Source organism: Bartonella sp. 220B (assembly GCF_026930205.1).
Taxonomy (GTDB): domain Bacteria; phylum Pseudomonadota; class Alphaproteobacteria; order Rhizobiales; family Rhizobiaceae; genus Bartonella.
Genome location: NZ_JANHOI010000004.1, coordinates 1 through 26,501, shown reverse-complemented (window position 1 = coordinate 26,501; position 26,501 = coordinate 1). Strand labels below are relative to the sequence as shown.

The 26,501-nt window shown below is 38.0% G+C and carries 20 protein-coding genes, 3 tRNA genes and 4 pseudogenes; 19 read left to right on the top strand and 8 right to left on the bottom strand.

The features are described from left to right. Positions 1-420: 420 nt before the first annotated feature. Entirely contained in the window at positions 421-1,806 is a 1,386-nt protein-coding gene (locus NPX99_RS03945) for an amino acid permease (protein WP_269030604.1), read from the top strand. A gap of 191 nt (positions 1,807-1,997) precedes the next feature. Here NPX99_RS03945 and NPX99_RS03940 read toward each other — a convergent pair whose 3' ends face one another. The 4 genes and pseudogenes from NPX99_RS03940 to NPX99_RS03925 form a co-directional block, all read right to left on the bottom strand. Continuing rightward, entirely contained in the window at positions 1,998-2,462 is a 465-nt protein-coding gene (locus tag NPX99_RS03940; RefSeq protein WP_269030603.1) for a toxin-activating lysine-acyltransferase, read from the bottom strand. Then, positions 2,462-3,787 (bottom strand): HlyD family type I secretion periplasmic adaptor subunit, encoded by a 1,326-nt coding sequence (locus tag NPX99_RS03935; RefSeq protein ID WP_269030602.1) that lies wholly within the window; start codon positions 3,785-3,787, stop codon positions 2,462-2,464. The genes NPX99_RS03940 and NPX99_RS03935 overlap by 1 nt, the downstream gene beginning before the upstream one ends. Then, positions 3,777-4,340 (bottom strand): ABC transporter ATP-binding protein, encoded by a 564-nt coding sequence (locus NPX99_RS08760; protein ID WP_329957935.1) that lies wholly within the window; start codon positions 4,338-4,340, stop codon positions 3,777-3,779. Before NPX99_RS08760 ends, NPX99_RS03935 begins: the two co-directional genes overlap by 11 nt. 282 nt (positions 4,341-4,622) lie before the next feature. After that, positions 4,623-5,443: pseudogene (locus NPX99_RS03925) on the bottom strand (ABC transporter transmembrane domain-containing protein); the annotation flags it as partial. Positions 5,444-5,692: 249 nt separating this feature from the next. Here NPX99_RS03925 and NPX99_RS03920 point away from each other — a divergent pair. Beyond that, complete coding sequence (locus tag NPX99_RS03920) at positions 5,693-6,130, top strand: hypothetical protein (protein WP_269030600.1); 438 nt, start codon at positions 5,693-5,695, stop codon at positions 6,128-6,130. A gap of 689 nt (positions 6,131-6,819) precedes the next feature. Here NPX99_RS03920 and NPX99_RS03915 read toward each other — a convergent pair. Further along, positions 6,820-7,605, bottom strand: coding sequence for a DUF1499 domain-containing protein (locus tag NPX99_RS03915; RefSeq protein WP_269030599.1), 786 nt, complete (start codon positions 7,603-7,605; stop codon positions 6,820-6,822). A gap of 256 nt (positions 7,606-7,861) precedes the next feature. Here NPX99_RS03915 and NPX99_RS03910 point away from each other — a divergent pair. The 4 genes and pseudogenes from NPX99_RS03910 to NPX99_RS03895 form a co-directional block, all read left to right on the top strand. Then, positions 7,862-9,646: pseudogene (locus tag NPX99_RS03910) on the top strand (hemagglutinin repeat-containing protein); the annotation flags it as partial. A gap of 198 nt (positions 9,647-9,844) precedes the next feature. Next, positions 9,845-10,027, top strand: a complete 183-nt coding sequence (locus tag NPX99_RS03905; protein ID WP_269030598.1) for a hypothetical protein — start codon at positions 9,845-9,847, stop codon at positions 10,025-10,027. Continuing rightward, positions 10,024-10,302: a hypothetical protein gene (locus NPX99_RS03900; RefSeq protein ID WP_269030597.1), complete on the top strand. Its 279-nt coding sequence runs from the start codon at positions 10,024-10,026 to the stop codon at positions 10,300-10,302. The genes NPX99_RS03905 and NPX99_RS03900 overlap by 4 nt, the downstream gene beginning before the upstream one ends. Beyond that, a pseudogene (locus NPX99_RS03895) lies at positions 10,277-10,440 on the top strand (thiamine pyrophosphate-dependent enzyme); the annotation flags it as partial. The gene NPX99_RS03900 and the pseudogene NPX99_RS03895, both read left to right, overlap by 26 nt. A 187-nt stretch (positions 10,441-10,627) precedes the next feature. On the opposite strand, the gene NPX99_RS03890 reads toward NPX99_RS03895, so the two are convergent. Beyond that, positions 10,628-10,897, bottom strand: coding sequence for a hypothetical protein (locus NPX99_RS03890; RefSeq protein ID WP_269030596.1), 270 nt, complete (start codon positions 10,895-10,897; stop codon positions 10,628-10,630). 93 nt (positions 10,898-10,990) lie between these two features. On the opposite strand from NPX99_RS03890, the pseudogene NPX99_RS03885 reads away from it, so the two are divergent. From NPX99_RS03885 to NPX99_RS03865, 5 genes and pseudogenes are all read left to right on the top strand, one after another. Next, a pseudogene (locus tag NPX99_RS03885) lies at positions 10,991-11,730 on the top strand (hypothetical protein). A 138-nt stretch (positions 11,731-11,868) separates the two neighbouring features. Next, the gene (gene clpP, locus NPX99_RS03880; RefSeq protein WP_269030595.1) at positions 11,869-12,501 is read left to right on the top strand and encodes an ATP-dependent Clp endopeptidase proteolytic subunit ClpP; all 633 of its coding nucleotides are present in this window, start codon (positions 11,869-11,871) and stop codon (positions 12,499-12,501) included. Positions 12,502-12,682: 181 nt separating this feature from the next. After that, a complete protein-coding gene (clpX, locus tag NPX99_RS03875; RefSeq protein ID WP_269030594.1) occupies positions 12,683-13,957 on the top strand; it encodes an ATP-dependent Clp protease ATP-binding subunit ClpX in 1,275 nt (424 codons plus the stop codon). A gap of 173 nt (positions 13,958-14,130) precedes the next feature. Further along, on the top strand, positions 14,131-16,554 hold the full coding sequence (gene lon, locus NPX99_RS03870; RefSeq protein ID WP_269030593.1) for an endopeptidase La: 2,424 nt from the start codon (positions 14,131-14,133) through the stop codon (positions 16,552-16,554). Between the two features lie 230 nt (positions 16,555-16,784). Further along, positions 16,785-17,063 (top strand): HU family DNA-binding protein, encoded by a 279-nt coding sequence (locus NPX99_RS03865; RefSeq protein ID WP_074380782.1) that lies wholly within the window; start codon positions 16,785-16,787, stop codon positions 17,061-17,063. Between the two features lie 835 nt (positions 17,064-17,898). Here the strand turns inward: NPX99_RS03865 and trmFO are convergent. Then, entirely contained in the window at positions 17,899-19,311 is a 1,413-nt protein-coding gene (gene trmFO / locus NPX99_RS03860) for a methylenetetrahydrofolate--tRNA-(uracil(54)-C(5))-methyltransferase (FADH(2)-oxidizing) TrmFO (RefSeq protein WP_269030592.1), read from the bottom strand. A 165-nt stretch (positions 19,312-19,476) separates the two neighbouring features. On the opposite strand from trmFO, the gene NPX99_RS03855 reads away from it, so the two are divergent. From NPX99_RS03855 to NPX99_RS03830, 6 genes are all read left to right on the top strand, one after another. After that, a tRNA-Leu gene (locus NPX99_RS03855) sits at positions 19,477-19,559 on the top strand. A 135-nt stretch (positions 19,560-19,694) separates the two neighbouring features. Continuing rightward, positions 19,695-21,122 (top strand): trigger factor, encoded by a 1,428-nt coding sequence (gene tig, locus NPX99_RS03850; protein WP_269030591.1) that lies wholly within the window; start codon positions 19,695-19,697, stop codon positions 21,120-21,122. A 129-nt stretch (positions 21,123-21,251) separates the two neighbouring features. Next, the gene (gatB, locus tag NPX99_RS03845) at positions 21,252-22,754 is read left to right on the top strand and encodes an Asp-tRNA(Asn)/Glu-tRNA(Gln) amidotransferase subunit GatB (RefSeq protein ID WP_269030590.1); all 1,503 of its coding nucleotides are present in this window, start codon (positions 21,252-21,254) and stop codon (positions 22,752-22,754) included. Positions 22,755-22,940: 186 nt separating this feature from the next. Further along, positions 22,941-23,339 (top strand): NADH:ubiquinone oxidoreductase subunit NDUFA12, encoded by a 399-nt coding sequence (locus NPX99_RS03840; RefSeq protein WP_269030726.1) that lies wholly within the window; start codon positions 22,941-22,943, stop codon positions 23,337-23,339. A gap of 83 nt (positions 23,340-23,422) precedes the next feature. Next, complete coding sequence (locus tag NPX99_RS03835; protein WP_269030589.1) at positions 23,423-23,827, top strand: DUF2155 domain-containing protein; 405 nt, start codon at positions 23,423-23,425, stop codon at positions 23,825-23,827. Positions 23,828-24,386: 559 nt separating this feature from the next. Continuing rightward, complete coding sequence (locus NPX99_RS03830; RefSeq protein WP_269030588.1) at positions 24,387-25,127, top strand: rhomboid family intramembrane serine protease; 741 nt, start codon at positions 24,387-24,389, stop codon at positions 25,125-25,127. Here the strand turns inward: NPX99_RS03830 and NPX99_RS03825 are convergent. Then, positions 25,117-25,947 carry a TrmH family RNA methyltransferase gene (locus NPX99_RS03825; protein WP_269030587.1) on the bottom strand — a complete coding sequence of 277 codons (831 nt, stop codon included), beginning with the start codon at positions 25,945-25,947 and terminating at the stop codon, positions 25,117-25,119. The genes NPX99_RS03830 and NPX99_RS03825 overlap by 11 nt on opposite strands. A gap of 203 nt (positions 25,948-26,150) precedes the next feature. Between NPX99_RS03825 and NPX99_RS03820 the strand changes: the two genes are divergently transcribed. Together NPX99_RS03820 and NPX99_RS03815 are read left to right on the top strand one after the other, a co-directional pair. Next, positions 26,151-26,234, top strand: a tRNA-Tyr gene (locus tag NPX99_RS03820). Positions 26,235-26,262: 28 nt separating this feature from the next. After that, positions 26,263-26,336: transfer RNA gene (locus NPX99_RS03815), tRNA-Gly, on the top strand. Positions 26,337-26,501: the final 165 nt, after the last annotated feature.

Genomic DNA, 26,501 nt, shown 5'->3' with positions numbered 1-26,501 from the left:
AAGAGAGAGTTTTTTCAAATCACTAAAAAAATTGAATGTATTTTCTTTTAAGCTATAGCAGTACGAGTTTTAAGCATTTATCTCAGTAAACTGAAAAGAAAGTATAAGGAGGGTGATATTGCATTAAAGCTGATATGTTTTCTGTAGAAAAAGAGAGATTGTAAAAATGAATTCAATGACAATTATTGAAAAATTTATTATCACTTGATCTAAAGAAAATGATACAAAATTGCAGGCTATAAAAAATCTGAATTATTCACAATAAAAGTATTTTTTCATTGCTTAAGGTAGAGTTTCTGCCTAGTCATTGTTTAGTGCTTTTTTACGATATATTGGTGAGAGAAACATGAAGCTTTATTTATCATAAAGCGAGTGTTGAGGTATGGGGTTTGGTCAACATTTCAGTGAAGAAAGAAAGAAATGGGAACAAATGAACTGAAGCGAGGTATGAGCAAGCGCCAAATTATTTTTTTAGCTCTTGGCTCTGCTATTGGAACCGGTCTTTTTTACGGCTCTGCTCAAGCAATTAAGCTTGCTGGTCCAAGTGTTTTGATTGCTTATTGTATTGCGGGTTTAGCTATTTTTATGGTTATGCGGGCTTTGGGTGAAATGATTATTCATAATCCGCTGCCAGGTTCTTTTGCCCGTTATGCTGCAAATTATATATCACCATTGGCCGGTTTTTTAACAGGGTGGACATATGTATTTGAGATGATTCTTGTTGGTTTGGCTGATATTACAGCTTTTGCCACTTATATGGGGTTTTGGTATCCTGATGTTGCACCTTGGATATGGGCACTGAGTATTACACTCATCATTACAGGGATTAATTTAGCAGCAGTAGAAGTCTATGGTGAACTAGAGTTTTGGTTGTCTTCCATTAAAATTATTGCGATTGTTGCCATGATTGTTTTAGGGATAGCAATTATTTTGTATGGTTGGAATACAAGTGCAAATTCCTCTCCTGTGAGTATCCATAATTTATGGAAAAATGGTGGTATTTTTCCCAATGGTTGGTTTGGTTTTTTGGCTTGTTTTAGCGTTGTCGTCTTTGCTTTTGGTGGTATAGAAATCATAGGGATGGCAGTGATGGAAGTGCAAAATCCTCATCAAACGATCTCAAAGGCAATTAATTCTACTCCAGTTCGTATTTTATTATTTTATGTCATGACCTTAGCTATTTTAATGTCACTTTATCCTTGGAATAAAATTGGATTGATGGATAGTCCTTTTGTTTCAATTTTTGAAAATCTTGGGATTTCATCCGCCGCAAATATTCTAAACATTGTTGTTGTTACAGCAGCTATTTCGGCGATGAATAGCGGAATGTATGGTGCTTGTCGTATGATACACGGGCTATCACAGGAAGGTTATGCTTTAAAGAGATTTCAATATTTGTCAAAAAATGGTGTACCAATTTTTGTGATTTTATTAATTTTTATCATTTTCCTTCTTGGTGTTGTCCTTAATTATTTTTACCATGAAGGGCTTTTCTTTCTCATTGCAGCAATGGCAACATTTGCAACGGTTTTCGTTTGGATGATGATTTTACTTTCTCAGGTTTTTATGCGGCTTAAAATGTCTAAAGAAGAGCAATGCGGTTTAAAATTTCCAATTCCCTTGTGGCCGATAGGATCGATTTTTTCTATTTTGTTTATGGTTTTTATTTTTATTTTGTTATGGTTTTTTGATGATACGCGGCCAGTTTTGATTATAGGTTTTAGTTGGATTATTTGGCTTATTATTTGTTTCTATGCACTTAAATTTTATAATTTAAAAAAACAAGGCGCACTAAAACACGAATAATAAGAATGAAATTAAGAAAGAGTGCTGATAATTTCATAGAAGAGGGGCTCCAAACAAAGCCATACCCAAGGCGTCTCGGCGAATGTTGAGTACAGTTTAGACAAATATTTTAAAAAGTGATTTTTTGAGGTTTTAATTCATGAGAGCGTCTGGAAGAGGGGGATAAAGTTCTCGTTACTTGGGCTAGAAAGCTACTTGGATGGGTTTTGCGCTCTATAGCAACACCAGCGGGTAATTTTCCGTATTCCACCATCTTCATTACGTCGGACCGCATAACAATACTGCTGATGAGGAAACACATGCCGTTGCATATCGCGTACGATAACAGCAGTATTACCGTATGGTGCGATATAATCAATGAACCATATATATTCTCCACCTTGCCAATTGGCATTGGATAAAAGCTCTCCTTTTTCAAGCATAGATTGATGATTTTTTTCATCTAAAAAAGCCCAAGTGACAAAGGCACAAAATTCTCCGCGCTCATTTTTATAGAGTTTGTACTGCCCAGTTCGTAAGGCTGGTCCTATATTGAATTCGACATCCCAAATCCGCCAACGGCGGTGTAAGGGGGATTGAAGCATTAAAACCATCATAGCTCCTAAAGCTGTAAGAGGGTCTATGAGTGATGGTAAAGAGTTTTCATTTGCACACATTATCTTTCCTGTAGGGATTGTTCTAAAATTTTAGTGATAGGTTCAAAGAAATAGGAAATGAGACGCCGTTTTGTTGTAATGACATCAGCTGTCACGGTCATTCTTGGGATAAATTTAAGCTGTTTACCATTCAAACTAATATAATTTTGATCAATTTTGATCAAAACAGCATAGGCACCATTAACTTCTTTATCATAGCGTGCTGTCGTGCCCACATTAACAACTGTACCGTAGATAACACCAAACCGTTCAGGCGGAAAGGCAGAAAACTTTATATAAGCACGTTGGCCCTTTTCTAAAAAGCTAATATCACGGTTATCAAAAAACGCTTCAACAATGAGACCTCCTGCGCTTGGGACAATACACATGAGAGTTTTCCCAGTCTCGACAAAACCACCCAAAGTGTGGATACTTAGATCATCAATCCGGCCATCAACGGGGGCATAGAGTGATAAATGGTCAAGGCGGTATTGAGTGCTATCAAGCTTTGCTTTTAATCCTTGAAGATTCAGTTCTGTTTCACGCGAAAGCTGACGATATCGGGCGACTTCATCGGAAATGAGGCTTTGTCGTTGTTGCTGGAGGGTGTTTAGTTCGGCGGCATTTTCTTCCAAGCGCCTTTGATTGGTTAAAATCTCATGCTCTACATTTTTAAGATCATGTAAACGCTCTAAATAAAGAGCTTGGCTGATGACTTTTGTTTCCATCAGGCTTTTTGCAGCTTTTAATTTTCCTTGGCTTAATTGACGATCATCTTCCAGCCTATCTAATTGCGCATGTTGTGTTGCACCGCTGCGCTCGACACGGTCCGCTTGTGCTTTTAGTGCTCTTAATTTATCTTGGAGAGATTGAAGGGTAGCGCTAATGAGTTTTTCCCCTTCTATTCTTGCAGTCTTATTGCTAGAAGGAGGAACTGGCAGATAGGCAAGACCTTTGGTTACAAAATCTTTATCTAAAGGATCACTTTCATGCAAAGCTGTTAAAATAGCTGTTGCGATTTGTGCTTGAAGAGTCTGCTGTTCGATATCTGCTTGAACACGTGCGCGTTCATTAATAGCTTCGCGCTGATCTAATTGAATAAGGAGATCACCTTGATGAACAAATTGCCCTTCTTTTACAAGAATTCTCTCAATGCGACCTGTATTTTGTGCTTGGACCAGCTGAACGTAAGCGGTGGGAATAACACTTCCTTGTCCTCGTGCAACAATCTCTGTTTTTGCAATAAAGCTTCCGATCACAATAAAGAGGAATAAGGCAATTAAAACAGCAACCACCATATGAAGCGTTGGTGACAAAGGGCGTAAACAAGGAGTCTTATCCGCCATTTTTTACCTCCAGATCAGCAAAGTTTAAGACAGTTGCGTGCTGAGGAAAGAGATCACGTTTGTGGGTAATGACGAGAACGATGCGTTCTTGCGAAAGTTTATATAAATGCTCAACAATCTGTGCACTGACAGTATCATCCAATGCGGAAGTAGGTTCATCCAAAATAAGAAGGCTTGGATTTATCAGAAAGAAACAAGCCAAAGCCAAACGTTGGCGCTGACCACCTGATAAAAATCCTCCTTGCTCACCCACTTGGGTATCTAGTCCTTGAGGCAATTGAGCAATCAAATCATGGCAGGCACTAGCATAAAGCGCAGTGTCTATTTCATCTTTAGTGGCATTTGGTTTAGCAAGAAGCATATTTTCAAGAATGGTTCCGGAAAAAAGGCAAGGATTTTGGGGAAAATACGCGATTGTTTCACGCACGCTACGGACATCAAAATTTTGTAAAGGTTGGTCATTAATCAATATCTGCCCGCTTGTAGGAGGATAGAGACCACAAAGGAGCTTGGCCAAGGTTGTTTTTCCGCACCCTGAAGGACCAAGTAACATAATTGGTTGCCCAGGTTGTAAACAAACATCAAGATGCTTGATAATGGACTTCTCTCCATAAGAAAAGCAGATGTTCTTAGCTTCAAGATGAGGCATTGTAGTAAGTTGAAGAGGTGGTTTCTCCTTTGCCCATTCTGGAGGGGAGTTAAGAATATCGCCCAAACGAAGACGAGAGATTTTTAAGTGGTGCCATTCTTCCCATAGGGATGCAAGGCTTAAGATAGGACCAGAAACATTACCAGCGAGGAGATGAAAGGCAATAAGCTGCCCTAGGGTAATTTGATTTTGAAGAACGGCTTGAGCACCAAAAAAGATAATAAAAATAGTGAAAAGATCACCAAAAATATGACTCATGGCTCCATTGAGAAGATGCAGTTTACTGGTTGTGAGGCTTTGATCTAAACTAAGAGTTAAAGTTTCTTGCATGCGTATCGTATGGGTTGGCTCCTTTACATGCGCTTTGATCGCTTCAAGGTTAGTAAAGCTTTCAATGAGACGCGATTGATGAGCAGCTTGCAGGGTGAAAGCACGGCGTAATTGGTGCCGTAAAAAGGACCAACCAATGCTAAAGAAGCCATTTGTAAGGGTAAGATGATAAGAACGATAAAAGTGAGTTGTGGGCTAATGGAAAAGAGTGCAGCAATATAAATAATGGCAAAAAGAACATTCAGTACGGTTGTCGCAATGGTTCCCGTTAAAAAACCGCGAATTGTATCAACCTCTCCGATTCGTGTGAACAGTTCTCCTACTTGCCAAGTGCGTAAAATAGGCAAGGAGAGGCTTAACACATGGGTATAGATGCGACGTCCAAACTCTAATGTCAGTCGATTGGCTAAATAAGCTCCTAAATAGCCTGAGAGGGAGCTAAGAGTTGTGCTAAACAGCATGATAGCAATCATAAGGATAACGATAGCATAGAGGCTTTCAATGCGTTGAAAAGGAAGAATACGGTCAATAATTGCTTGAAAAATAAAAGGGTTTACCAAGCCCAGCAAACGCAAAACAACAGCAACGCAACTGAGTTCGATGACATAATAAATATATTTCTTTGTTGTTCTTGTAAACCAAGAGAAGGATACTAACTTTTCAGGAGAATTACTCATTCGCTTTTATGATTTTGTTAAGAGAAAACAGCGCATCATGTCGCATATTTAAACAGTATTGTAAATAGTATTATTATTTAATTAAAAGTTATATTTTTATAAACAACAACATATACATAATGTGTTTATTGTTTATGAAAAACTTTTATCAATTTTGTTAAAATTATGTTTGACACTAATTTGCGATGCATGGAATAAATTCTCCGTATCATAATGATACGTCATTTTAATAATTAAAAGAGGATTTAAATGGGTAGTTCAAGCTCATCAAGTGATTCATACAGCAGTTCACATTCATCAAGTTGGCTTTTTCCAAAAGAAGATGATTGTAGTGTAGGCGCTCATTCCCAAGCATCAGGTGCAGGCGGTATCGTAGGAACATTAATGGGAGGTGCTGCTGGTGCAGTTGGAGGTATTTTTTCTGGACCGGGAGGTGTCGCTACTGGCTTTGTCAAGGGAGCAATAGGAGGTGGATTAGCAGGAGCTGGTGACACCTTGGCAGATAAATACAATCAATGCCATACGGCACCAAGTTGTGAAACAAGCGATTATGTTACAGCAGCTGCCATACACGGAGGCATAGGAGCAGTAGCTGGTGCACCATTTGGTCCGGAAACAGCACTAGTAGGCGGATTAGGAGGAGCTGCTAACGGTTTGATAGATAAGTACAATCAATGTCATCCGTAAAATGGAGGAACACTGTTTCTAATTTATTTAGAAAATAGCTATAAAGATATTTCTGAGATCAGTAATATTGTAAACATACTTTAAAGCTACAGCTAAACTGATTTCAGGGATATTTTGGTGTATAATAATAGATATTTCATTTTGGATATTTTTGTTATGAATACTTTTATTGGATCCTTAGTAACAGCAATTGGATTTGGATTCTTAACGTTTTTTTTCAAAAGATTTAAAGGTAAGAACTGGAGTATAAAAAGGGCAATATTATCAACAATTATGTTTTTTATATTATATTATGCTGGAAATTTATTAGTTGAATATATGGGAATTTTAAAATAATATAAAATAAAGTTGTTATATTATTTTAAGAATATAATTATAAGTTGCTATTTGTAGAGTTATTTATAAAAAATAAGTTGTTATTTTTATATACTATTTATTTTTAAAAAAATGTTTACTGATTACATTAGGGTAGATACTTTAAAATCGGTATTATCATCAAGAATTCTGTTTTTTATTTCCTATTTTAAATCTTTTTAATTATTTCAATCATGGGTTGTTTTGAGATTATTATCTTTTGTATAAGGATTATCAGTTTATAGTTTTTGAAAAGTGATTGTTTGCTTATGTATCATGTTTATTGAAAAATAGGCAATTGTTATGGACATAAAATGCCTTATCTCTCTTGATTGTTATTCATCATCTTCAGAAAGAGGGAGTAGGGCGACTTCTGTATCAAGGGCATCCATAAAATCAAGAATAAAAGCAGCATTCGTGCCAAAATCTCTAGGCAAATAACGAGAAGCAGAACGCATATCAACAAAAGTCGTATCTCCTTCACTGGTTAAACGAATGACAATATCCGAAATAAAACCAAGGTAAAAAGTCTTTGCCATTGTTTCAATATAAATTTCATCTTCTTTTCCTTTGAATTCTCGTTGTGCGACAATAGGCCAATCATGAGCAGCTAAGACATTCAGAACCGAATTGCGAATACGATCGGGTGAGCCATCATAACGACGTCCCGACATTTCTGGCCATGCCGACATCTGTAATGTGGCTTGTTCAGTCAAAACACTTTTGAGCGGCAAAGCATCGCTTGGACGTATGGTGCGAAAAAAAGCTGGTGGATTTTGTGTATCAGTAGAAACATCATGAAGAGCTGGCAAAGTAAACCATCCCCAAAGAAATAGTACCAATGGTATGGCAGTAATCAAGGAATAAATGATTCCTTTTAAAGCTTTCATTCCCCCCAGAGCGCCAAACACCCATAAACTGTAAAGTGCTTTGAATGCAAGAAAAAGAGAAACAGCAATACAGCAAGCAGAAATGACAGTTAAAATTATAAAGTCGATGACATGGATTACAGAAAAACGCTGTAAAAACACTGAAAATAATAAAATAAAGAATGCCAATCCACCAAAGCGAGGGGACCATACTGCTGCTCTTGAAATTAATTGAACATAATTTTTTTTCATGAAGTTCTCTTTTCCCTCAACTATGAACCATAAGCAAAATTCTCTTCAGATTTCATATCTTACAGAATACTTCTGATCATATGACAAAAGTAAAGCACTTATTTTTGAGGTCAAGGACGCGTGATGCTCTCTTAATTTCCAATGATTATTTAGGCGAATTCATTGAGGAGAATAATCATTTCCTCTATAGTTTATCATAATTGTCTCAATTTTATGAGAAGACTTTTTCTATCAGATATGACGATGTTCTCGAAAGGGTTACTTTGATTATGCTTCCCGTCAAATGAAAGACCTCACGGATATTACGGGCAAACCGGAATATGCGATAGATGGTTCTGCGTTGGGTGCCTTACAGGGGGATCGCATTAAACTTGTAGCGACAGAACAAGGTGTTGGCGTTCGGATGCGTCATGATATGGCGACGAATGCGGGGCAATTGCAGCTTTCTGCGGACGGGAGAATTTCCTTGAAGAATGTTTTTGGTCATGGCGGTGTTGTCCTGAAATCAAAGAGCAAGAGCGTTTTGGCAAAAAGCATCACCTCGAAAAAGGATGTTGAGATTTCCGCTTCCAAGGATGTCACGTTAGAAAAAGTTGGAGCGGATGGTCATTTGAGAGCCGATGCGCAAGGTGGGGTTTTATCGATTTCAGGCAAAGCGACCTCTGGGGGCAATATGCAGCTGTCTTCACGGGATGCTATGAAAGTTTCTCAAGTTGGCTCTGGAGCGGATTTGACCTTTGCGACAGGGGGCGATCTCAACATTGATGGGATTGTTTTAGTCCAAGGGGCTCTCAAAGCACAGGCTGGTGGAAATATTAAGGCGGGTTTTTTAGCTGGTGGTGTTGATATGGAGTCCACGGGTGCTGCGGGTGTTGTTGTTCTTGGTGCTCAAGGGGATGTTGCGCTCGAAAGTGTGGGAGGAAGCATTCATGCCGCCAATATTTATGGGGCAGGAGATGTGCGACTGGTTTCGCATGATGGGCTTTTTGTTTCTCAAACGATCTTGTCGCATCACGATGTATTCATCCATGGGCAACCAAACAGCAATGCTCCTGTTCATTTTGGACAGCTTTTAGCCTATGGCAAGGCTAGGATTGAGGGTGGAGCGGTTGATTTTGCCTCTTTGATGACGGGCGATGATGCCATTTTAACTGTTGGCAGTTTGGCTGCTGGAACCGTTATAACAGCTGTTGATTTTGCCCAATCGACGGGGAGTGGGGAGATTGTTTTGCGTGATAAAGGCTCTTTTGCGGTGACAGCGCGCGAAGGGATAACCGTTGGGCAGATTGTTAGTGGTGAGAATATTGATCTTTTTGCTGGCAACGATATTTATTATGATCATGTTATGGGCTATGGTACAGCGACCCTGACGTCGGAGTCTGGAGGGATTAGTGTTGAGAATGTGCTGTCTGTTAAGGGGGATGTGCGATTGACGGCAACAACCCTCGATTTAAGCAATGATCGTTCTCATATTTACACGCCGCAAACGCTGTTTTTGCAGGGGGATCATATTGATGTTTCTGGGAGCACATTGATTTATGGGGGATTGGATTTTAACAGTACCCATGCTCTTTTACGTGCCATAAGGGATGAAGGCGGGACAAGAGATATTCTCTTTGTTGCTCCAGGCGTTATGGTGGATGAGACTACATCGGTTTTAGCGGCGCGCGATTTTGTGATCAAAACGGGCCGTTTAGAGAATAGCGGTCAATTGGCATCGGGACAGGATTTAATCTTTAACGTTACGGGCGATGTCACCAACAGCAAAACAGGTTTAATCTATGTGAAGGGCAATGGTGCTTTACAAGTTGATGGCGCAGTGTTGAATGATTTTGGTGCCATTATGGCAGAGGGGGATTTGTTGTTCAGCAATGCAGAGGGCATGGGCAAGAGCCTTTCGCTTGTCAACAAAGCAGGTTTTATTCAAGCCGGTGGAAACTTGAATATCCAGACTACCACCCTCAAAAACGAAGCCGATAGCACGCCGGTTATCACCGAAACATCTGAATATGCAGATATTGCATTCGAAAAACCAAAGGGCGATGGGGCAAGACGCTGGACAAATTATCGCCTCTCTCAACCGCAACACCGCAGCAGCCCATCAAGCTGTAGTGCCGCTGGATGTAGCAAAACTGGAAAATATAGCTATGGTAATGCGCCAGGGTTCAATAGGATTATTGGAAGAATGATTTGAAATCGCTGTCAGGGCTTTCTAAACATGTTGTACAAAGAACATTATTTGGCTACTGATGAGCACGATAAAGATGGTAATGTACTTTATTTAACCGATGAAAATGGAAAATATATAAAAGACAGTAATGGAGAATTACAGCCACTATATTATTATTTAAAGCCAGAGGAAGAACAGCATTTAAAAAAAGCTTTGATGGTCTGGTTCATATTTTCCTCAATGGTATTTTGACGACACCAGATGACGCAGCGCGTAATGCGGTTCAATTGGCTGATAACAAGAAGGATTCTCACTATATTTTGGTCTTTCCACAGAGTGATTCCTTTTTGGTAGAGGGATTTATTGCGGGGTATCAAAAATTTCTAGAAGGTAATTTTGTAGACCTAACCAATTCGACCAAGAAGTACCAGAATCTGCTCTCTCTTTATGGCAATACAGGATTGCGTACGAATGCACATAGCCGTGGCGCTATGACAGTATGCACTTGTCGTATGTATTTCCAGTGACACTTCAATCTAGATGAATATTCAAGAGCTTGCAACAGCAATGCAGCATAATACGCCGGTGAAAATTTTTTTTAAATAATCAGTATATGGGTATGGTTCGCCAATGGCAACAATTGTTTGCATGGCAATCGTTTTTCCCAATATATAAATTATCCCTTAAGCTACGCACATTCTCCTCACTTAAAAGTTTTAAAGTGAGACGTGCATCAGATATTCTCAACAACGGACCATTAACATCATTGCGAACACCAGATAAAAATATCCCTTTAGAAGATAAATTAAAACCACTTATAAATTTTAGTGCAGCATTTTCTATATGAAAACCTCACTCAACTTCAGATTCTAATCCTGTATCATCTTTTTTATTATCCTTTAAAGGAACTAGGTTATTTACTATATGTCCGCCTTCAAACTGAATTGAATAAGGCTCTCCGATCAATAAAGAAAACATCATAATTAAATTTTCGCTCATATAGCCACTTTTACAAGACGCATCTAAATTATAGGGATGAGGTGACGTATTAATTTGTCTATCAATTGGAAGGTTTTCAAAGATTAAATATGGTCTCGGGGTAATAGACACCTTTTGATTCATAAGAATTGTCAATATTCTCTGTGGTAGCAGCGAAAATACTATTTTTTTAGCTCAACCGAATATTCAAGACCACCATATGGGAGACAATTAAGGCTGATTGATAGACTATCTTTGTTTTTAACGATTAAAACTGGACAACACGTTAAACTTTTCTGCTATGATAAAATAGAAAATTTACCAGTTGATGTTAAATAGCACGAATCCGAATCAATTCTCCCGCATTTTTTTCTGATAGTAAAAAGAGTTGCACAATTGTTCAATTTTTGTTCAATTTTCAGATTTTTTTCGTGTTATGCTGATGAAATATTGGCAAGGCGATTGGTGAGATAAAAATGTTTATCTCGTTAAACAATTTCATCCAGATGCGGATGAAATTTGGCTTGCAAAAAAAGTAGGTGTTTCTGTACTTTATTTTCCATTCGATAACCCTATTATAAAAGTGTTTGAAGATTATTGGGCAGGAACAGAGATTATTCCCAATTGGCTTGGATTTAAACGTTGTGTTTGGAAACTATTCTGGTTAAAGAGGAAAAAATGCCAATTTTACCCGGAAGTCTTGGGGTTATGATATTTGGCAATGGTAGTATTCTCCAATTAGCTAAACGATATGTTTTTTTCATGAAGCAAAGGAAAAGAAAATTTTTTATTATTGGATGAGGCAAAAAACTGAACATATCTTTGACCCTGCTTTTGGTGTTAAACTGCTTACAGATTCATGTTTAATAGGATTTCATATTCACAGAAAGATAAAGACTATTCAAAGAGCTCAGAAGGAAAACTTTTACCATTGGGCAGTGTCTCGCATACCTGATGGGCGCGATTTGTTTAGATAGAGTTATTATTACTATTTTAACCACTGGGATTTTAACCTTGCTTGAAGAGCATTAATGGTGACTTTTGTAAGATATTAGCCTATGGAAAATACATTGAATGCGTAAAGAGCGATTGTTATATGAACAGAAAGTAAAAACATGAGTGATCCAATGAAAACAGCTTTAAGCCTTGTGCCTATGGTTATTGAACAGACTAATCGTGGTGAGCGGGCCTATGATATCTTTTCTCGTCTTTTAAAAGAACGAATTATTTTTATTAATGGTCCTGTTGAAGATAATATGGCGATGCTTGTTTGTGCACAACTGCTTTTCTTGGAAGCCGAAAATCCTAAGAAAGAAATTAGTCTTTATATCAATTCACCTGGTGGTGTTGTGACGTCTGGTATGGCAATTTATGATACTATGCAGTTTATTCGCCCGCCTGTTTCTACACTTTGTATGGGGCAGGCTGCATCTATGGGATCATTACTTTTAACGGCTGGAGCAAAAGGTCACCGTTTTACATTACCAAATGCACGTATTATGGTGCATCAGCCATCTGGTGGTTTTCAAGGTCAAGCTTCAGATATTGAACGGCATGCACAAGATATTATAAAGATGAAACGGCGTTTAAATGAAATTTATGTTCAACACACAGGTCAGGGTTATGAAGTTATTGAGAGGACTCTTGATCGTGATCATTTTATGACGGCGGAAGAGGCCAAGCAATTTGGTTTAGTTGATGATGTTATACAATATCGAGTAGAAACTGAAAAAGAAGAAAAAGATTAAGAGTTTTTATAGAAAAAAGAACTACTTTAAAAAGAGAGCTTTGTAAGAGTATCGTGAAATATAAGGAAAAATACCTAAAGATATTATGAAACGCAGTTTTTATATGTCTTTTAATTTTTGTTATGAAAAGCTTCCTTTGAAAAGACGAAGTATTCATATACTGTGGTGAAAGGAAAGAAAAATGAGCAAAATTGGCAATAGTGGGGGCGAATCAAAAAATACTCTCTATTGCTCGTTCTGCGGCAAAAGTCAGCATGAGGTGCGTAAGCTTATCGCAGGGCCTACTGTATTCATTTGTGATGAATGCGTAGAGCTTTGTATGGATATTATTCGTGAAGAAAATAAATCTTCTGGGATTAAGGCACGTGATGGTGTTCCTACTCCACAGGAAATTATAACAGTTCTTGATGATTACGTCATTGGTCAACAACATGCAAAGCGTGTTCTTTCTGTTGCTGTCCATAATCATTATAAACGACTTGCGCATCAGTCTAAGAGCAATGATATTGAGTTGGCAAAATCAAATATTCTTCTTGTTGGTCCAACGGGATGTGGTAAAACTTATCTAGCACAAACGCTGGCGCGTATTATTGATGTGCCTTTTACGATGGCAGATGCAACCACTTTAACTGAAGCAGGCTATGTCGGTGAAGATGTTGAAAATATTATTCTAAAGCTTCTTCAAGCTGCTGATTATAATGTTGAACGTGCGCAGCGTGGTATTGTTTATATTGATGAGGTCGATAAGATTTCTCGCAAAGCTGAAAATCCTTCTATTACAAGGGATGTTTCGGGGGAGGGTGTTCAGCAAGCATTGTTAAAAATTATGGAAGGAACGATTGCTTCTGTTCCTCCTCAAGGTGGTCGTAAGCATCCACAACAAGAGTTCTTGCAGGTTGATACAACAAATATTTTATTCATTTGTGGGGGGGCTTTTGCTGGTTTAGAACGGATTATTTCAGGACGTGGTGAGAAAACTTCTATTGGTTTTTCTGCTACCGTTAAGGCACCTGATGAACGTTGTGTAGGTGAAATCTTCCGTGATTTAGAGCCTGAAGATCTTATAAAGTTTGGTTTGATACCAGAGTTTATTGGGCGTCTTCCTATTGTAGCCACCTTGGAGGATTTGGATGTTCATGCCCTTGTTCAAATTTTATCACAACCTAAAAATGCGTTGGTGAAGCAATATCAGCGTCTTTTCGAGATGGAAAATGTTGAGTTAGCATTTCATGAAGATGCTTTACGGGTTATTGCTAAGAAGGCGATTGAGCGTAAAACTGGTGCGCGTGGTTTACGTTCTATTATGGAAAAAATACTTCTTGAAACGATGTTTGAACTACCGTCTCTTGAAGGTGTTCAAAAAGTGGTCATTTCAAGTGATGTGGTTGATGAAAAAGCACGTCCTCTTTACATTTACTCAGAACGTGTAGAAGATAAAGAAAATGTATCGGCATGATGTCGTGTGATAAGTGGTAATAAAAACTATTTGAGGATGGATGTTTCTGAATATTATAGTCATAATGCTTGATTTATATGTTCGCAGTTACCACTTCATGTATTGTGGAAAGTTGAGGTTTCTAAGGGTGGGTTTGTGTAGTGGGTAGATTATAGGCTCCAGAAAGGAGAGTTATGCAATATATTGATGAAAAGACAGATGAAGTAAGAGAGGGGTTTTATGCTGTTTTACCTCTTCGTGATATTGTTGTTTTCCCACATATGATTGTTCCGCTTTTTGTGGGTCGAGAGAAATCGATTCGTGCTCTTGAAGAAACAATGGCGGTTGACAAACAAATACTTTTAGTCACACAAAAAAATGCTTCTGATGATGATCCAAAATCAGAGGATATCTATGATATTGGTACGTTTGCGAATATCCTTCAACTTTTAAAGCTTCCTGATGGAACTGTAAAGGTTTTGGTTGAAGGCACAGCACGTGCAAAAATTAGCCAGTTTGCTGCGAATGAGGATTATCATCAGGCCTATGCTTTTGCTACAGAAGAATCTAGAGAGAATGGTGTTGAGATTGAAGCTCTTTCAAGGTCAGTAATCTCGTATTTTGAAAATTATGTAAAACTTAATAAAAAAATTTCTCCTGAAGTTGTCAATGCTATTGGACAGATTGATAATCCTTCTAAGCTTGCTGATACTATTGCTTCTCACTTAATGATTAAACTTTCAGAAAAGCAGGAGATATTAGAGTTATTACCTATACGTCGTCGCCTTGAACGTGTTCTTTCTTTCATGGAAGGAGAAATTTCTGTTTTACAGGTTGAAAAGCGTATCCGTTCACATGTTAAACGGCAAATGGAAAAAAACCAACGAGAATATTATCTCAATGAGCAGATGAAGGCTATTCAGAAAGAGTTGGGAGCGGGTGATGATAGCCGTGATGAGCTTTCTGAATTAGAAGAACGCATCAAGAAAACAAAACTTTCGAAGGAAGCGCACGAAAAAGCTGGAGCAGAATTGAGAAAATTACGGAATATGTCCCCTATGTCTGCAGAGGCGACAGTTGTACGTAACTATCTTGATTGGCTATTAGCAATGCCTTGGGGCAAAAAATCGAAGATTAAAAACAATTTAGACTTTGCTGAAAAAGTTATGAATAATGAGCATTTTGGTCTTGAAAAAGTCAAGGAGCGCATTATCGAATATTTAGCGGTACAAAGTCGTGCATCGAAGATAAAAGGTCCTATTATTTGTTTATTGGGACCTCCGGGTGTCGGAAAAACATCACTAGCGCGCTCTATTGCAAAAGCGACGGGGCGTGAATATGTTCGCATTTCCTTAGGAGGAGTGCGGGATGAAGCGGAAATTCGCGGGCATCGCCGGACATATATTGGCTCTATGCCCGGAAAAATTATTCAATCTATGAAAAAAGCTAAAAAATCGAATCCGCTTTTTTTACTTGATGAAATTGATAAAATGGGGCAAGACTTTCGTGGAGATCCTTCATCAGCTTTATTGGAAGTACTTGATCCTGAACAAAATGGTACATTTATTGATCACTATTTAGAAGTAGAATACGATCTTTCTGATGTCATGTTTATTACAACTGCAAATACGCTTAATATTCCAGGGCCGTTATTGGATAGAATGGAAATTATTCGTATTGCGGGCTATACTGAGTGTGAGAAAATAGAGATAGTTAAACAGCATCTTTTACCAAAAGCATTGAAAGATCATTGTTTGACTAAAAAAGAATTCAGTGTTTCTGAAGACGCCATAAAGTCAATTATTCAATTTTACACACGTGAAGCAGGAGTTCGTAACCTTGAGCGCGAATTAATGAAAGTCGCACGTAAATCAGTGACAAGAATTCTTAAAACACACCAAAAATCCATAAAGATTACAAAAGATAATATTGATGATTTCCTAGGTGTTAAACGTTATCACTACAACCAGATTGAAGGAGAAAATCAAATTGGTGTTGTGACAGGCCTTGCGTGGACAGAAGTTGGTGGAGAGCTCTTGACCATTGAAGGCGTTATGATGTCGGGTAAAGGCAAAATGACTGTAACTGGAAATTTACGTGATATTATGAAAGAATCAATTTCAGCAGCCGCATCTTATGTGCGTTTTCGTGCAGTTGATTTTGGTATTGAACCTCCACTTTTTGATAAACGTGATATTCATGTTCATGTTCCAGAGGGTGCTACACCTAAAGATGGGCCATCAGCAGGGGTTGCGATGGTAACGGCAATTGTTTCAGTCCTCACAGGGATAGCAGTACATAAAGATATAGCAATGACTGGTGAAATTACTTTACGTGGGCGTGTTTTACCGATTGGAGGCTTAAAAGAAAAATTATTGGCAGCTCTTCGAGGAGGAATAAAAAAAGTACTTATCCCTGAAGAGAATGCAAAAGATTTGGTTGATATTCCCGATGATGTCAAAAATAATATGGAAATTATTCCGGTAAATCATGTGAGTGAAGTTCTTAAGCACGCTTTGGTTCGTTTTCCTGAACCTATTGAATGGACAGAGCCTTCTACGGTGCCTGTTCCTCTTAGGGCAGAGAGTGACAGTGAGGGAATACAAATTGCACACTGATTCATTTATCCCATTTGAAATAGCATTTTAAAAGCAGCAGAAGGTATTTTTGTAGTTGTTTTTCTATTTATTTTGAAAAAAAGTAAAAAATTCCGTGAATAACTGTGATTATTGCTAAAAAAACAATGCTTTGTATAAAAATAAGGCTTCAGTTTGCTGTACTTTTCAATAAACTGTTCAATAACACGATTAAGTTGTGTTATTCGGTAATGTAGGAAAGGAAATGTTCCATGAATAAAAGTGAATTGGTTAGCTCCGTTGCTGAAAAAGCGGGTGTTTCGAAAGCGCAAGCTGGCTCTGTTGTCGACGCTTTTATAGCTTCTGTAACAGAAGCTTTGGCTTCAGGAGGAGATGTTCGTCTTCCAGGTTTTGGTTCTTTTGAAGTTTCTCATCGTGCTGCTACAAAGGGACGGAATCCTTCAACGGGTGCTGAAATTAATATTCCAGCACGTTCTGTGCCTAAATTTTCTGCAGGAAAAAGTCTTAAAGAAGCTGTTAATAAAAAGTAATTTGAATAGCCCTAAAAAAACCCGCTTATAAATAAAATCGGGTTTTTTTAGAGGTTTTTTGCGTGCTTATTTACGTGGGTAGTTATAGTATGTATTTACTTTAAGGTTATTTAGTGCTTTTTAAAAATTTTAGAGTTTAGTTTTGTGTTGCAAATTTATGGGCTGTTTTAAAGAAACATTCTCAATACTTTCAAGCCCATTATGCAATGATACCTATCCGAAAATAATATGAATAATATAACGCAAAAGCTGTTGGGTTTCACTATCTTTACGCTTATCAAGGAGTAAGTGAGTACTATCATTGTATTTTTTAGCTCCCTATGTTGCAATAACTCTTGCATTGAAGCAGTTTGTTGGAGGCATTGTTGCTCCATTCTTCAAGTTTTTTACTCACATGATAATCCCGTTTGTGATGTGCAAGGGGAGGGCTTTAATTTATCATGATTAGGTTATAAATGCGTGAAATTTATATTATCTTGAACTCTCAATTTAATATGCAAAACGATAGGTTATTATTATAATCAATATATTAGAGTGACAATGTAAGCGATAAACAAGTCATTCTCGTGAGAGTTTGGTATATGTTTAATTGTCTTATTTGAGATGAGATATTTTATATTATTCGTTATCTTAAATAATTGGAATATATTTTAATTTTTACGGTAGTATGGGTTTCCTTTACAATAAAGAAGTTTTTTAAGATTTTTGATAGTGTTTCATAAATAATAGACTGGAGTGCGATGTTTATTAAGTATGATAGTCAGTATCATAAAAAGTCATTTAGAATGATTTGCTATGAAAGTCATTGAGATATATTGAACAGAGAGTGCGTTTTTCATAGAAAAGAGCTGTTTTGCTCTTTATTTGCTAACCATTGTATACAATCATTAAGAGCTCTGGCCGTTAGTGCTTGTTTTTTTGCTATTTTTTTTTCTTTGCTTGGTAAGCGCTTTCCTAAGTGCTTCATAGGCTTGACAGGGGGGAAAAGTCCAAAATTGATATTCATTGGTTGAAAGGATTGCTTTTTTTCTTCTTTGTCTACGATATGTCCTCCCGTAATATGGTTTAAAAGGGCTCCAAATGCTGTGGTTAATGGTGGTAGGCAAGGGCAGTTATTGTGATATTCTGCAGCGGCAAAACGCCCAGCAAGAAGCCCTATGGCGGATGATTCGACATAACCTTCACATCCCGTGATTTGTCCTGCAAAACGCAGTTGGTTTTTTTGTTTTAAACGAAGTGTTTGATCAAGAATGATGGGGGAATTGAGATAGGTATTGCGATGGAGACCACCAAGGCGTGCAAATTCAGCCTTTTCAAGACCAGGGATCATTCTAAAAATACGGATTTGTTCTCCGTATTTCAGTTTTGTTTGAAAACCAACCATATTATATAGGGTTCCAAGCTTGTTATCTTGGCGTAATTGGACGACTGCATAGGGTTTAACTGTGGGATTATGAGTATTGGTTAATCCCATAGGTTTCATAGGACCATGTCTGAGGGTTTCAAACCCGCGTTCAGCCATAATTTCAATTGGTAGGCATCCATCAAAATAGGGAGTTTTTTCAAAGTCACGGAATTTTGTTTTTTCCGCACTTTTTAACGCTTGAATAAAGTCCTCATATTGTTCTCTATTAAGAGGACAATTAAGGTAATCTTTTCCCGTTCCTTCTGGTCCGATTTTGTCATAGCGAGATTGATACCAACAAATATCCATATCAATACTGTCAGTATAGATAATAGGAGCAATGGCATCAAAAAAAGAAAGCGCTTCTGTTCCGGTTATTGCTTGTATTGCTTGTGTCAGTGCTGGTGAGGTAAGAGGACCTGTTGCAATGATAATATGATGCCAATCTTCAGGGAACTCTTGAATTTCTTCACGTTCTATTGTTATAAGAGGGTGATTTTCAAGTGCGACTGTAACAGCTTTGGAAAAACCATCGCGGTCAACGGCAAGAGCGCTTCCAGCTGGAACTTTGTTGGCATCAGCGGCTTTCATAATAAGGGATTTTGCCAATCGCATTTCGGTATGTAAAAGTCCTACGGCATTTGTTGATGAATCATCAGAACGGAATGAATTTGAGCAGACCAGTTCTGCAAGCTTGTCGGTTTTATGGGCCTCAGATTTCTTATGAGGACGCATTTCATGCAAAATAACGGGGATTCCTGATTGAGCAATTTGCCAGCATGCTTCACTGCCTGCTAGACCACCGCCGATGATATGAATTGGAGTATTCAATGTATTTGACATAACTTAACTTTTAGCGGAAGCATTTCTATATGGGAAGCATAGATTTTTTTATAATTTTGTAAGAATGATGCATATTTGTTTTTTTTAATATATTTATTTGCTTTTTTTCTTTAATTAATGCTATAGAAACGCCGCTTGTATAAGGTTATTGGCTTGTAAGCTTGAGCGGATGTGGCGAAATTGGTAGACGCACCAGATTTAGGTTCTGGCGGGAGACCATGGGGGTTCGAGTCCCTCCATCCGCACCAAAGGAATTGTTCTGAGCACTAAGAATTTTTATGTGTTTGGAATTCCGCTTCATGGTGATTTAACACTCAAGTGTTAGAATGGTAGTATTATTAGAGTGAGCTTATTCACTCTCCTCAGAAAATAAAGGTTGTTTCATGCAGGTTACCGAGACGCTTAATGAAGGACTGAAGCGCGAAATTAAGATCGTGGTTCCAGCGCGAGATTTAGAAAAAAAGTTAAATGAACGGTTAGATGATACCAAGAGTAAGATTAAGCTTAATGGTTTTCGTCCTGGTAAGGTTCCTGCTGGATACCTACGAAAAATGTATGGTAAGTCCTTTATGGCGGAAATTCTCAATGAGATTGTCAATGATGCGCCGCATTCTGTTTTAGCTAATCGCAATGAACGTTCGGCAATGCAGCCGCAAATTGATATAGATGAAGATGAACAAATTCTGGACGGTAGAGCTGACTTTGTTTTTCGTTTAAAATATGAAGTTTTGCCAAAATTTGAAATTAAAGATTTCGAACATATTGAAATTACCCGCGAAATTGCGGCTATTCCTGAACAAGAGATTGATGATCAAGTAGAGCGTATCCTTTCTTCTACACGTAATTATTCACTAAAAGATGGTCCTTCTGAAGAAGGAGATCGTGTTACAATAGATTATCTTGGCAAGCTTGAGGGCGTTCCATTTGAGGGGGGAGCAGATAGTGATGCACAATTAGTTCTTGGCTCAAAACAGTTTATTCCTGGTTTTGAGGAACAATTGATTGGTGTGAAAGCAGGAGATGCTAAAACAATTTCTGTTAAATTTCCTGATAATTACACTGCAGTGCATTTGGCTGGTAAGGATGCAGAATTTGATATCACTGTTAAAGTTGTCTCTAAACCTGATGCGCTAAAGATCGATGATGAGGCTGCGCAAAAAGTTGGTTTAGAATCTCTAGATCGCTTGCGTGAAGTTGTCCGCGGACAGATTGAAAGTCAATATGGCTCAATGACACGTCAAAAAATTAAGCGTCAGATCCTTGATGCTTTAGATGCTGATTATAATTTTGAGATTCCTGAAGGGCTTTTAGAAATCGAATTTAATAATATATGGGCTCAGGTTAATGACGATTTAAAAAAGGCTGGGCGCAGTTTTGAAGATGAAGGTGTTACAGAGGAGCTGGCACGAGAAGAATATCGTGTACTTGCACAGCGCCGTGTTCGTTTAGGTTTGGTGCTTTCTGAAATTGGAATGAAGGTTGGTGTTAAAGTAAGTGAAGATGAGCTAAAAGCAGCGGTTTTTGATCAGGTTCGCCAGTATCCTGGACAAGAGAAGGAGATTATGGATTTTTTCCGTAAGACTCCGGAGGCTGTTGCAAATTTACGTGCTCCAATTTTTGAAGAAAAAGTCATTGATCATTTGTTAGCAAGAATAAAAGTCACAGATAAAGAAGTGTCAGTTGAAGAGCTGATGAAAGAGGATGACGAAACAGATTTAATAGAAAAAAAAACGGTAAAGAAAAAATCTGAAACAAAAGAAAAAGGTACTGAGAAGGTTCCAGCGAAAAAGAAAGCGCCTAAAAAAGATTAATATTTACATTCATAAAAAAAGCTCGGTAAAACCGGGCTTTTTTTATGAGAACAATATTCTAAGCTTGCACTCAGAGTGATTTTAGATTAGCCATCAGATGTATTCGGAAATATTGATAGTGGATTGGCAATGGATATCGTTGATACGCGCACTCCTGATTCTAAACGTTTCATTTCTGGTGTTACAGGTGATTGGGAAGTCATAATTGGCATGGAAGTTCATGCACAAATCATATCAAATTCAAAACTTTTTTCAGGTGCGTCAACAAAATTTGGTGCTGAGCCAAATAATAATGTTTCGCTTATTGATTCTGCTATGCCTGGTATGTTGCCTGTACTTAATCAAGAATGTGTGTGTCAAGCTGTTCGAACGGGTTTGGGATTAAAGGCAAAGATTAATTTAAAATCTGTTTTTGATCGTAAGAATTATTTTTATCCAGATTTACCGCAGGGATATCAAATTTCTCAATTTCACTATCCAATTGTAGGAGAGGGAAAGATTATGATATCTGTTGGTCCAGATTCGAATGGCCAGTTTGAGGACATTGAAATTGGGATTGAGAGATTACACCTTGAGCAGGATGCTGGAAAGTCGATGCATGATCAACATCCAACAATGTCTTTCGTAGATCTCAATCGTTCTGGTATCGCTCTTATGGAAATTGTTTCCAAACCAGATATGCGTTCATCAGACGAAGCCAAAGCTTATATGACTAAATTGCGTACAATTGTTCGTTATTTGGGGACTTGCGATGGCAATATGGATGAAGGATCTATGCGTGCGGATGTTAACGTATCAGTTCGTCGTCCTGGTGAGAGTTTTGGAACACGCTGTGAAATTAAAAATGTGAATTCTATTCGTTTCATTGGGCAAGCGATAGAGTATGAGGCACGTCGTCAGATTGCAATTTTAGAAGATGGCGGTACAATAGATCAAGAAACGCGACTGTTTGATGCCGCTAAAGGTGAAACGCGGTCTATGCGCTCAAAGGAGGAAGCGCATGACTATCGTTATTTTCCTGATCCAGATCTTTTACCGTTGGAATTTGATCAGGCCTTTGTTGATGCTTTGGCGGCGGAATTACCGGAATTACCGGATGACATAAAAGCACGTTTTGTCAAGGAGATGGGGTTGACAGTGTATGATGCTTCTATTCTTGTGACAGAAAAAGCCATTGCTGATTATTTTGAAGAAGTAGCACGGGGGCGTGATGGAAAAATTGTTGCCAATTGGGTGATTAATGATCTTTTAGGTGCTTTAAACAAAGATAATCGTGGGATTGAAGCGACGCCGGTGACACCAAAGCAATTAGGGGGTATTATTGATCTTATCAAAGAAGGAACAATCTCTGGAAAAATTGCCAAAGATCTTTTTGAGATTATTTGGAATGAGGGTGGGGATCCGCGTCAGATTGTAGAAGAGCGCAATATGAAGCAGGTAACGGATACAAAAGCTATTGAGCATGCCGTTGATGAAATTATTGCCAAAAATCCTGAGAAAGTGATGCAAGCAAAACAAAAGCCTGCTTTAGCTGGTTGGTTTGTTGGACAAGTCATGAAAGTGACGGGGGGAAAGGCAAATCCTCAAACTGTTAATGAATTGATTAGGGTAAAACTTGGCTTAGAGGATTAAGTTTTAGAGAAGAGAGAAAAACTCATAGATAGACTGTTTTGTCGTTAAGGAATATGAATGTGTCTCTCAAATGAAGAGGCAATCGGTTTTTACCAGTAAGATTTTGTTTCCATTCATTTAAAGTGTCATAACATATTTGTTCTAAGGATTAATTTCGTAGGTATATTAGAAGAGATGAAAGAGAAGATGGCTAGTTTCTTGAAGCAAATCTTTACATGGTGGAACGGAAATACCATAAATACGCGCTTTTTTACATGGTGGAAAGGTAAGCGTATAGGGGAAGATCAGTTTGGGAATATTTATTATGAGGGCGGCATTCATAAAGATGGATATCCACGCCGTTGGGTCATTTATAAAGGTTATTCCGAAGCTTCTACTATTCCACCAGGGTGGCATGGCTGGATTCATCATCGTTGTGAGTGTCCACCTCCGCAGGAGAATTATAAAGCGTATGAATGGGAAAAGCCTCATGTTGCGAATATGACAGGGACAAATGAAGCTTATCGACCAAAGGGGGCGATCACTTACAGTGGAAAACGTCCTTGTGTGCATGAAGATTATGATGCATGGTCACCTAAACAGTAAAATATTTTGATGTGTGTGTATTTTTCTTATTTTGCGCTATCTTATGGTTAGAATTGTTTTTTAGATGTGATTCATTTGAAGTGATGAGAGTTTTTTTAGTGTTAGGATTGAGGCGCTTTTTTTGTCTTTTATTCATGGAAATTATCGTAGTTATGTTCTCTGCTGGTGGAGTACAGGCTGAACGTATTAGCAATGGCATTGCTGTTTTTGCAGGTCTTGATAAAATTACGGGTCGGACTACGCGTTTTGAGGTTTCGCTTGGTAAGGTTTATCGATATGGTGCTTTGCAGGTGATGCCGCGGGCATGTTATACGAGTTCTAAGGATGAGCCAACTCGTACAACCGGATTTATTGAAGTCAATGAGGTAACATTAGATAAAAAAATACGGCGTATTTTTACAGGATGGATGTTTGCAGATAGTCCTGGCTTGAATGCTGTAGAGCATCCTATTTACGATGTTTGGTTAAAAGATTGTAAGCAATCTTAATAAAGGCTGCACTACTTCAAGAAGCTTTATTTTACAAATAATGTATTGAAATCAAGTTTCAAATTAATGAATATTTTCTCGCGATGACTTTTGAAGCTATAGTGTTTAGATATTGAAGGTAAAGGCTTGTTGATATTTTTGTATTTCATTGGCAAGGTGTCTATCTCACCTTTATATCGGTTTTTATGAGGGGGCTCGCTATCAAATTGGTGAATTATTAGATTGTTATACTATATAAAGACATCACCAATGGATGGAGAGAGTTTTTTCGATTGAGAAATAAAAGATTTCTTAAGCCCATAAAAGCTTCAGATATCTTAAACGATTCCATTTCATTTAGTATGGTACGGAATTTTGTAGATAATACTCTTCATATCCAGTTCTTTTAAGATATCTTATATTTAAGATACAAGTATTTTTACAAAGAGATATTTAACGTTTAGAAACGGGAAACGAAGAAGGTACCAAGTTTAAAAATCTCTTACGATCAATAAAAAGATGTTTCGCGCAACGAGCTCTTCTTCAGAGAGTATGAGATTTATTCAATTAGGTTTTTATAATGAAAAATATTGATCATCAATTTAGAAATACTCCCTTTTTGCCCAAACAACCTAGAGAACCATTGTTGAATGTTCCATTCACTATAGTCGTTTTGATAGCGCTTTGTTTTTGTATTTATTTTGTTCACCAGTATTTTTTTTCTGATCAGCTCTATATTAAAAGTCTTGGATTTTTTTCATTTATCCCCGTAGTATTTAAAACAGAGCCTTTAACATTTTTTTATACCATGATGAGTTATTCATTCATGCATGGTAGTGTGAGACATGTCACTCTTAACATGGTTTGGCTTTTAATTTTTGGGTCTCCTTTGGTAAGACAGATTGGCGGGATACGCTTTTTGATTTTTTGGGCAACAACAGCAATGATAGCTGCTTTGACTTATTTTGTCTTTCATCAAGAGAGCGTGGTACCGCTTGTTGGTGCATCGGGTGCAGTGTCTGGGATGATGGGTGCTATTGTGCGTTATGGTTTTCCTCTGATCTATTTAGGAAGCAATACACACAATGAAAGATTTTTAGGTTCCTTATTATCTCTCAAACAGGCTCTTTGTTCAAAGGGTGTACTTGTTTATGTCAGCATATGGCTGGGTGTTGATTTTATTATAGGCATTTCCTCTCTTCTGTTTGAAGGAGATGGTATTTCAATAGCGTGGGAGGCTCATATTGGTGGTTTTTTTGCGGGCTTTTTGTTGATTGGTTTTTTTGATGTTTCGCCAAAAAAATGTAACACTACGATCTAAGATACTTATGCGTTGCATAAAGCGCTATTGTTGCTGCGTTTGAAACATTGAGTGATTTAATATTTCCAGGCATATCAAGACGCGTTAATGCACAAACGGTTTCTCGTGTTTTTTTACGGAGTCCTTTTCCCTCTGCTCCTACAACAAGAGCAATTTTATTTCCTGTTAATGCTGTTTCTAAAGGAATTTCACCTTCTGAATCGAGTCCAAAGCTCATAAAACCTGCTTTATGAAGTTCTTGGAGTGTTTCGGCAAGGTTTCGCACGGTGATATAATTAATCAGTTCTAAAGCTCCAGATGCGGCTTTAGCGAGAACTCCGCTTTCTTGGGGTGAGTGGCGATAAGTGGTAATAAGAGCTTCAGCTTTAAATGCAACAGCAGAGCGCATAATAGCACCGACATTATGGGGATCGGTAATTTGATCCATTATGATGACAAGATCGGTATTGATGAGTTCAGGCAATTGGCATGGTTTGAGGGGAGCAGTTTCCACAACAACACCTTGATGAACTGCATCACTTCCAACGAGTGCATCAAGTTGTTTGGGTAAACATAATGTAATAGGACAAGGTAAATCTGATTCGGGTATATTCAATCGTTTTAAGGCATTTTCTGTAACATAGAGATGCCCAAAAATTCTCTTTGGGTTTTTTAAAGCAGCGTGAACCGAATGGATGCCATAAAGATGAATTTTCTCTTGTTGCGGGAAAACAGCTTTCTTTTTCAGATAGGTGTCCGAGCGAGAATGGGAGCCTTTTGTATTACGATATCGGCGACGCAAACGAGCATAATGAGAATTTTTTGATATTTCTTCTTTCATAGCTTATTTATAGCGTATTCATAGCAAAAAAAGATAGAAAAAAGCTGTGATTTAAAATTATTAGCAGGAAATTTGTACAGAATCATATTTATTCTGTTGACAGAGGCGATAGTAATCGTCATAACCGCCCCGCAACCTATTGAATTGAATGAGTGATCAAAGTATTGTGGTGATGCCTTATTGTACAACTTTGCCGATGTAATGGAGGGGTGCCCGAGTGGTTAAAGGGGGCGGACTGTAAATCCGTTGCGTATGCTACGTTGGTTCGAATCCAACCCCCTCCACCATTCATCGAAGGAGAGTTAGTACATGGTTGCGGGTATAGCTCAATGGTAGAGCAGCAGCCTTCCAAGCTGAATATGCGGGTTCGATTCCCGCTACCCGCTCCAAAAGTTATTAATAGCTAGGCAACTAATATGATGTGAGGTTTTTCTGTTGTCACGTTAGACGGTTTTTTTTGTCTAAGAGTTGTAATGGTTGAACTGATATGCAAATTTAGTTTAATTCGGTTGTGCAGTTCTGTTTCTAGGTGCTAAAAAAAGAGATTGATAGCG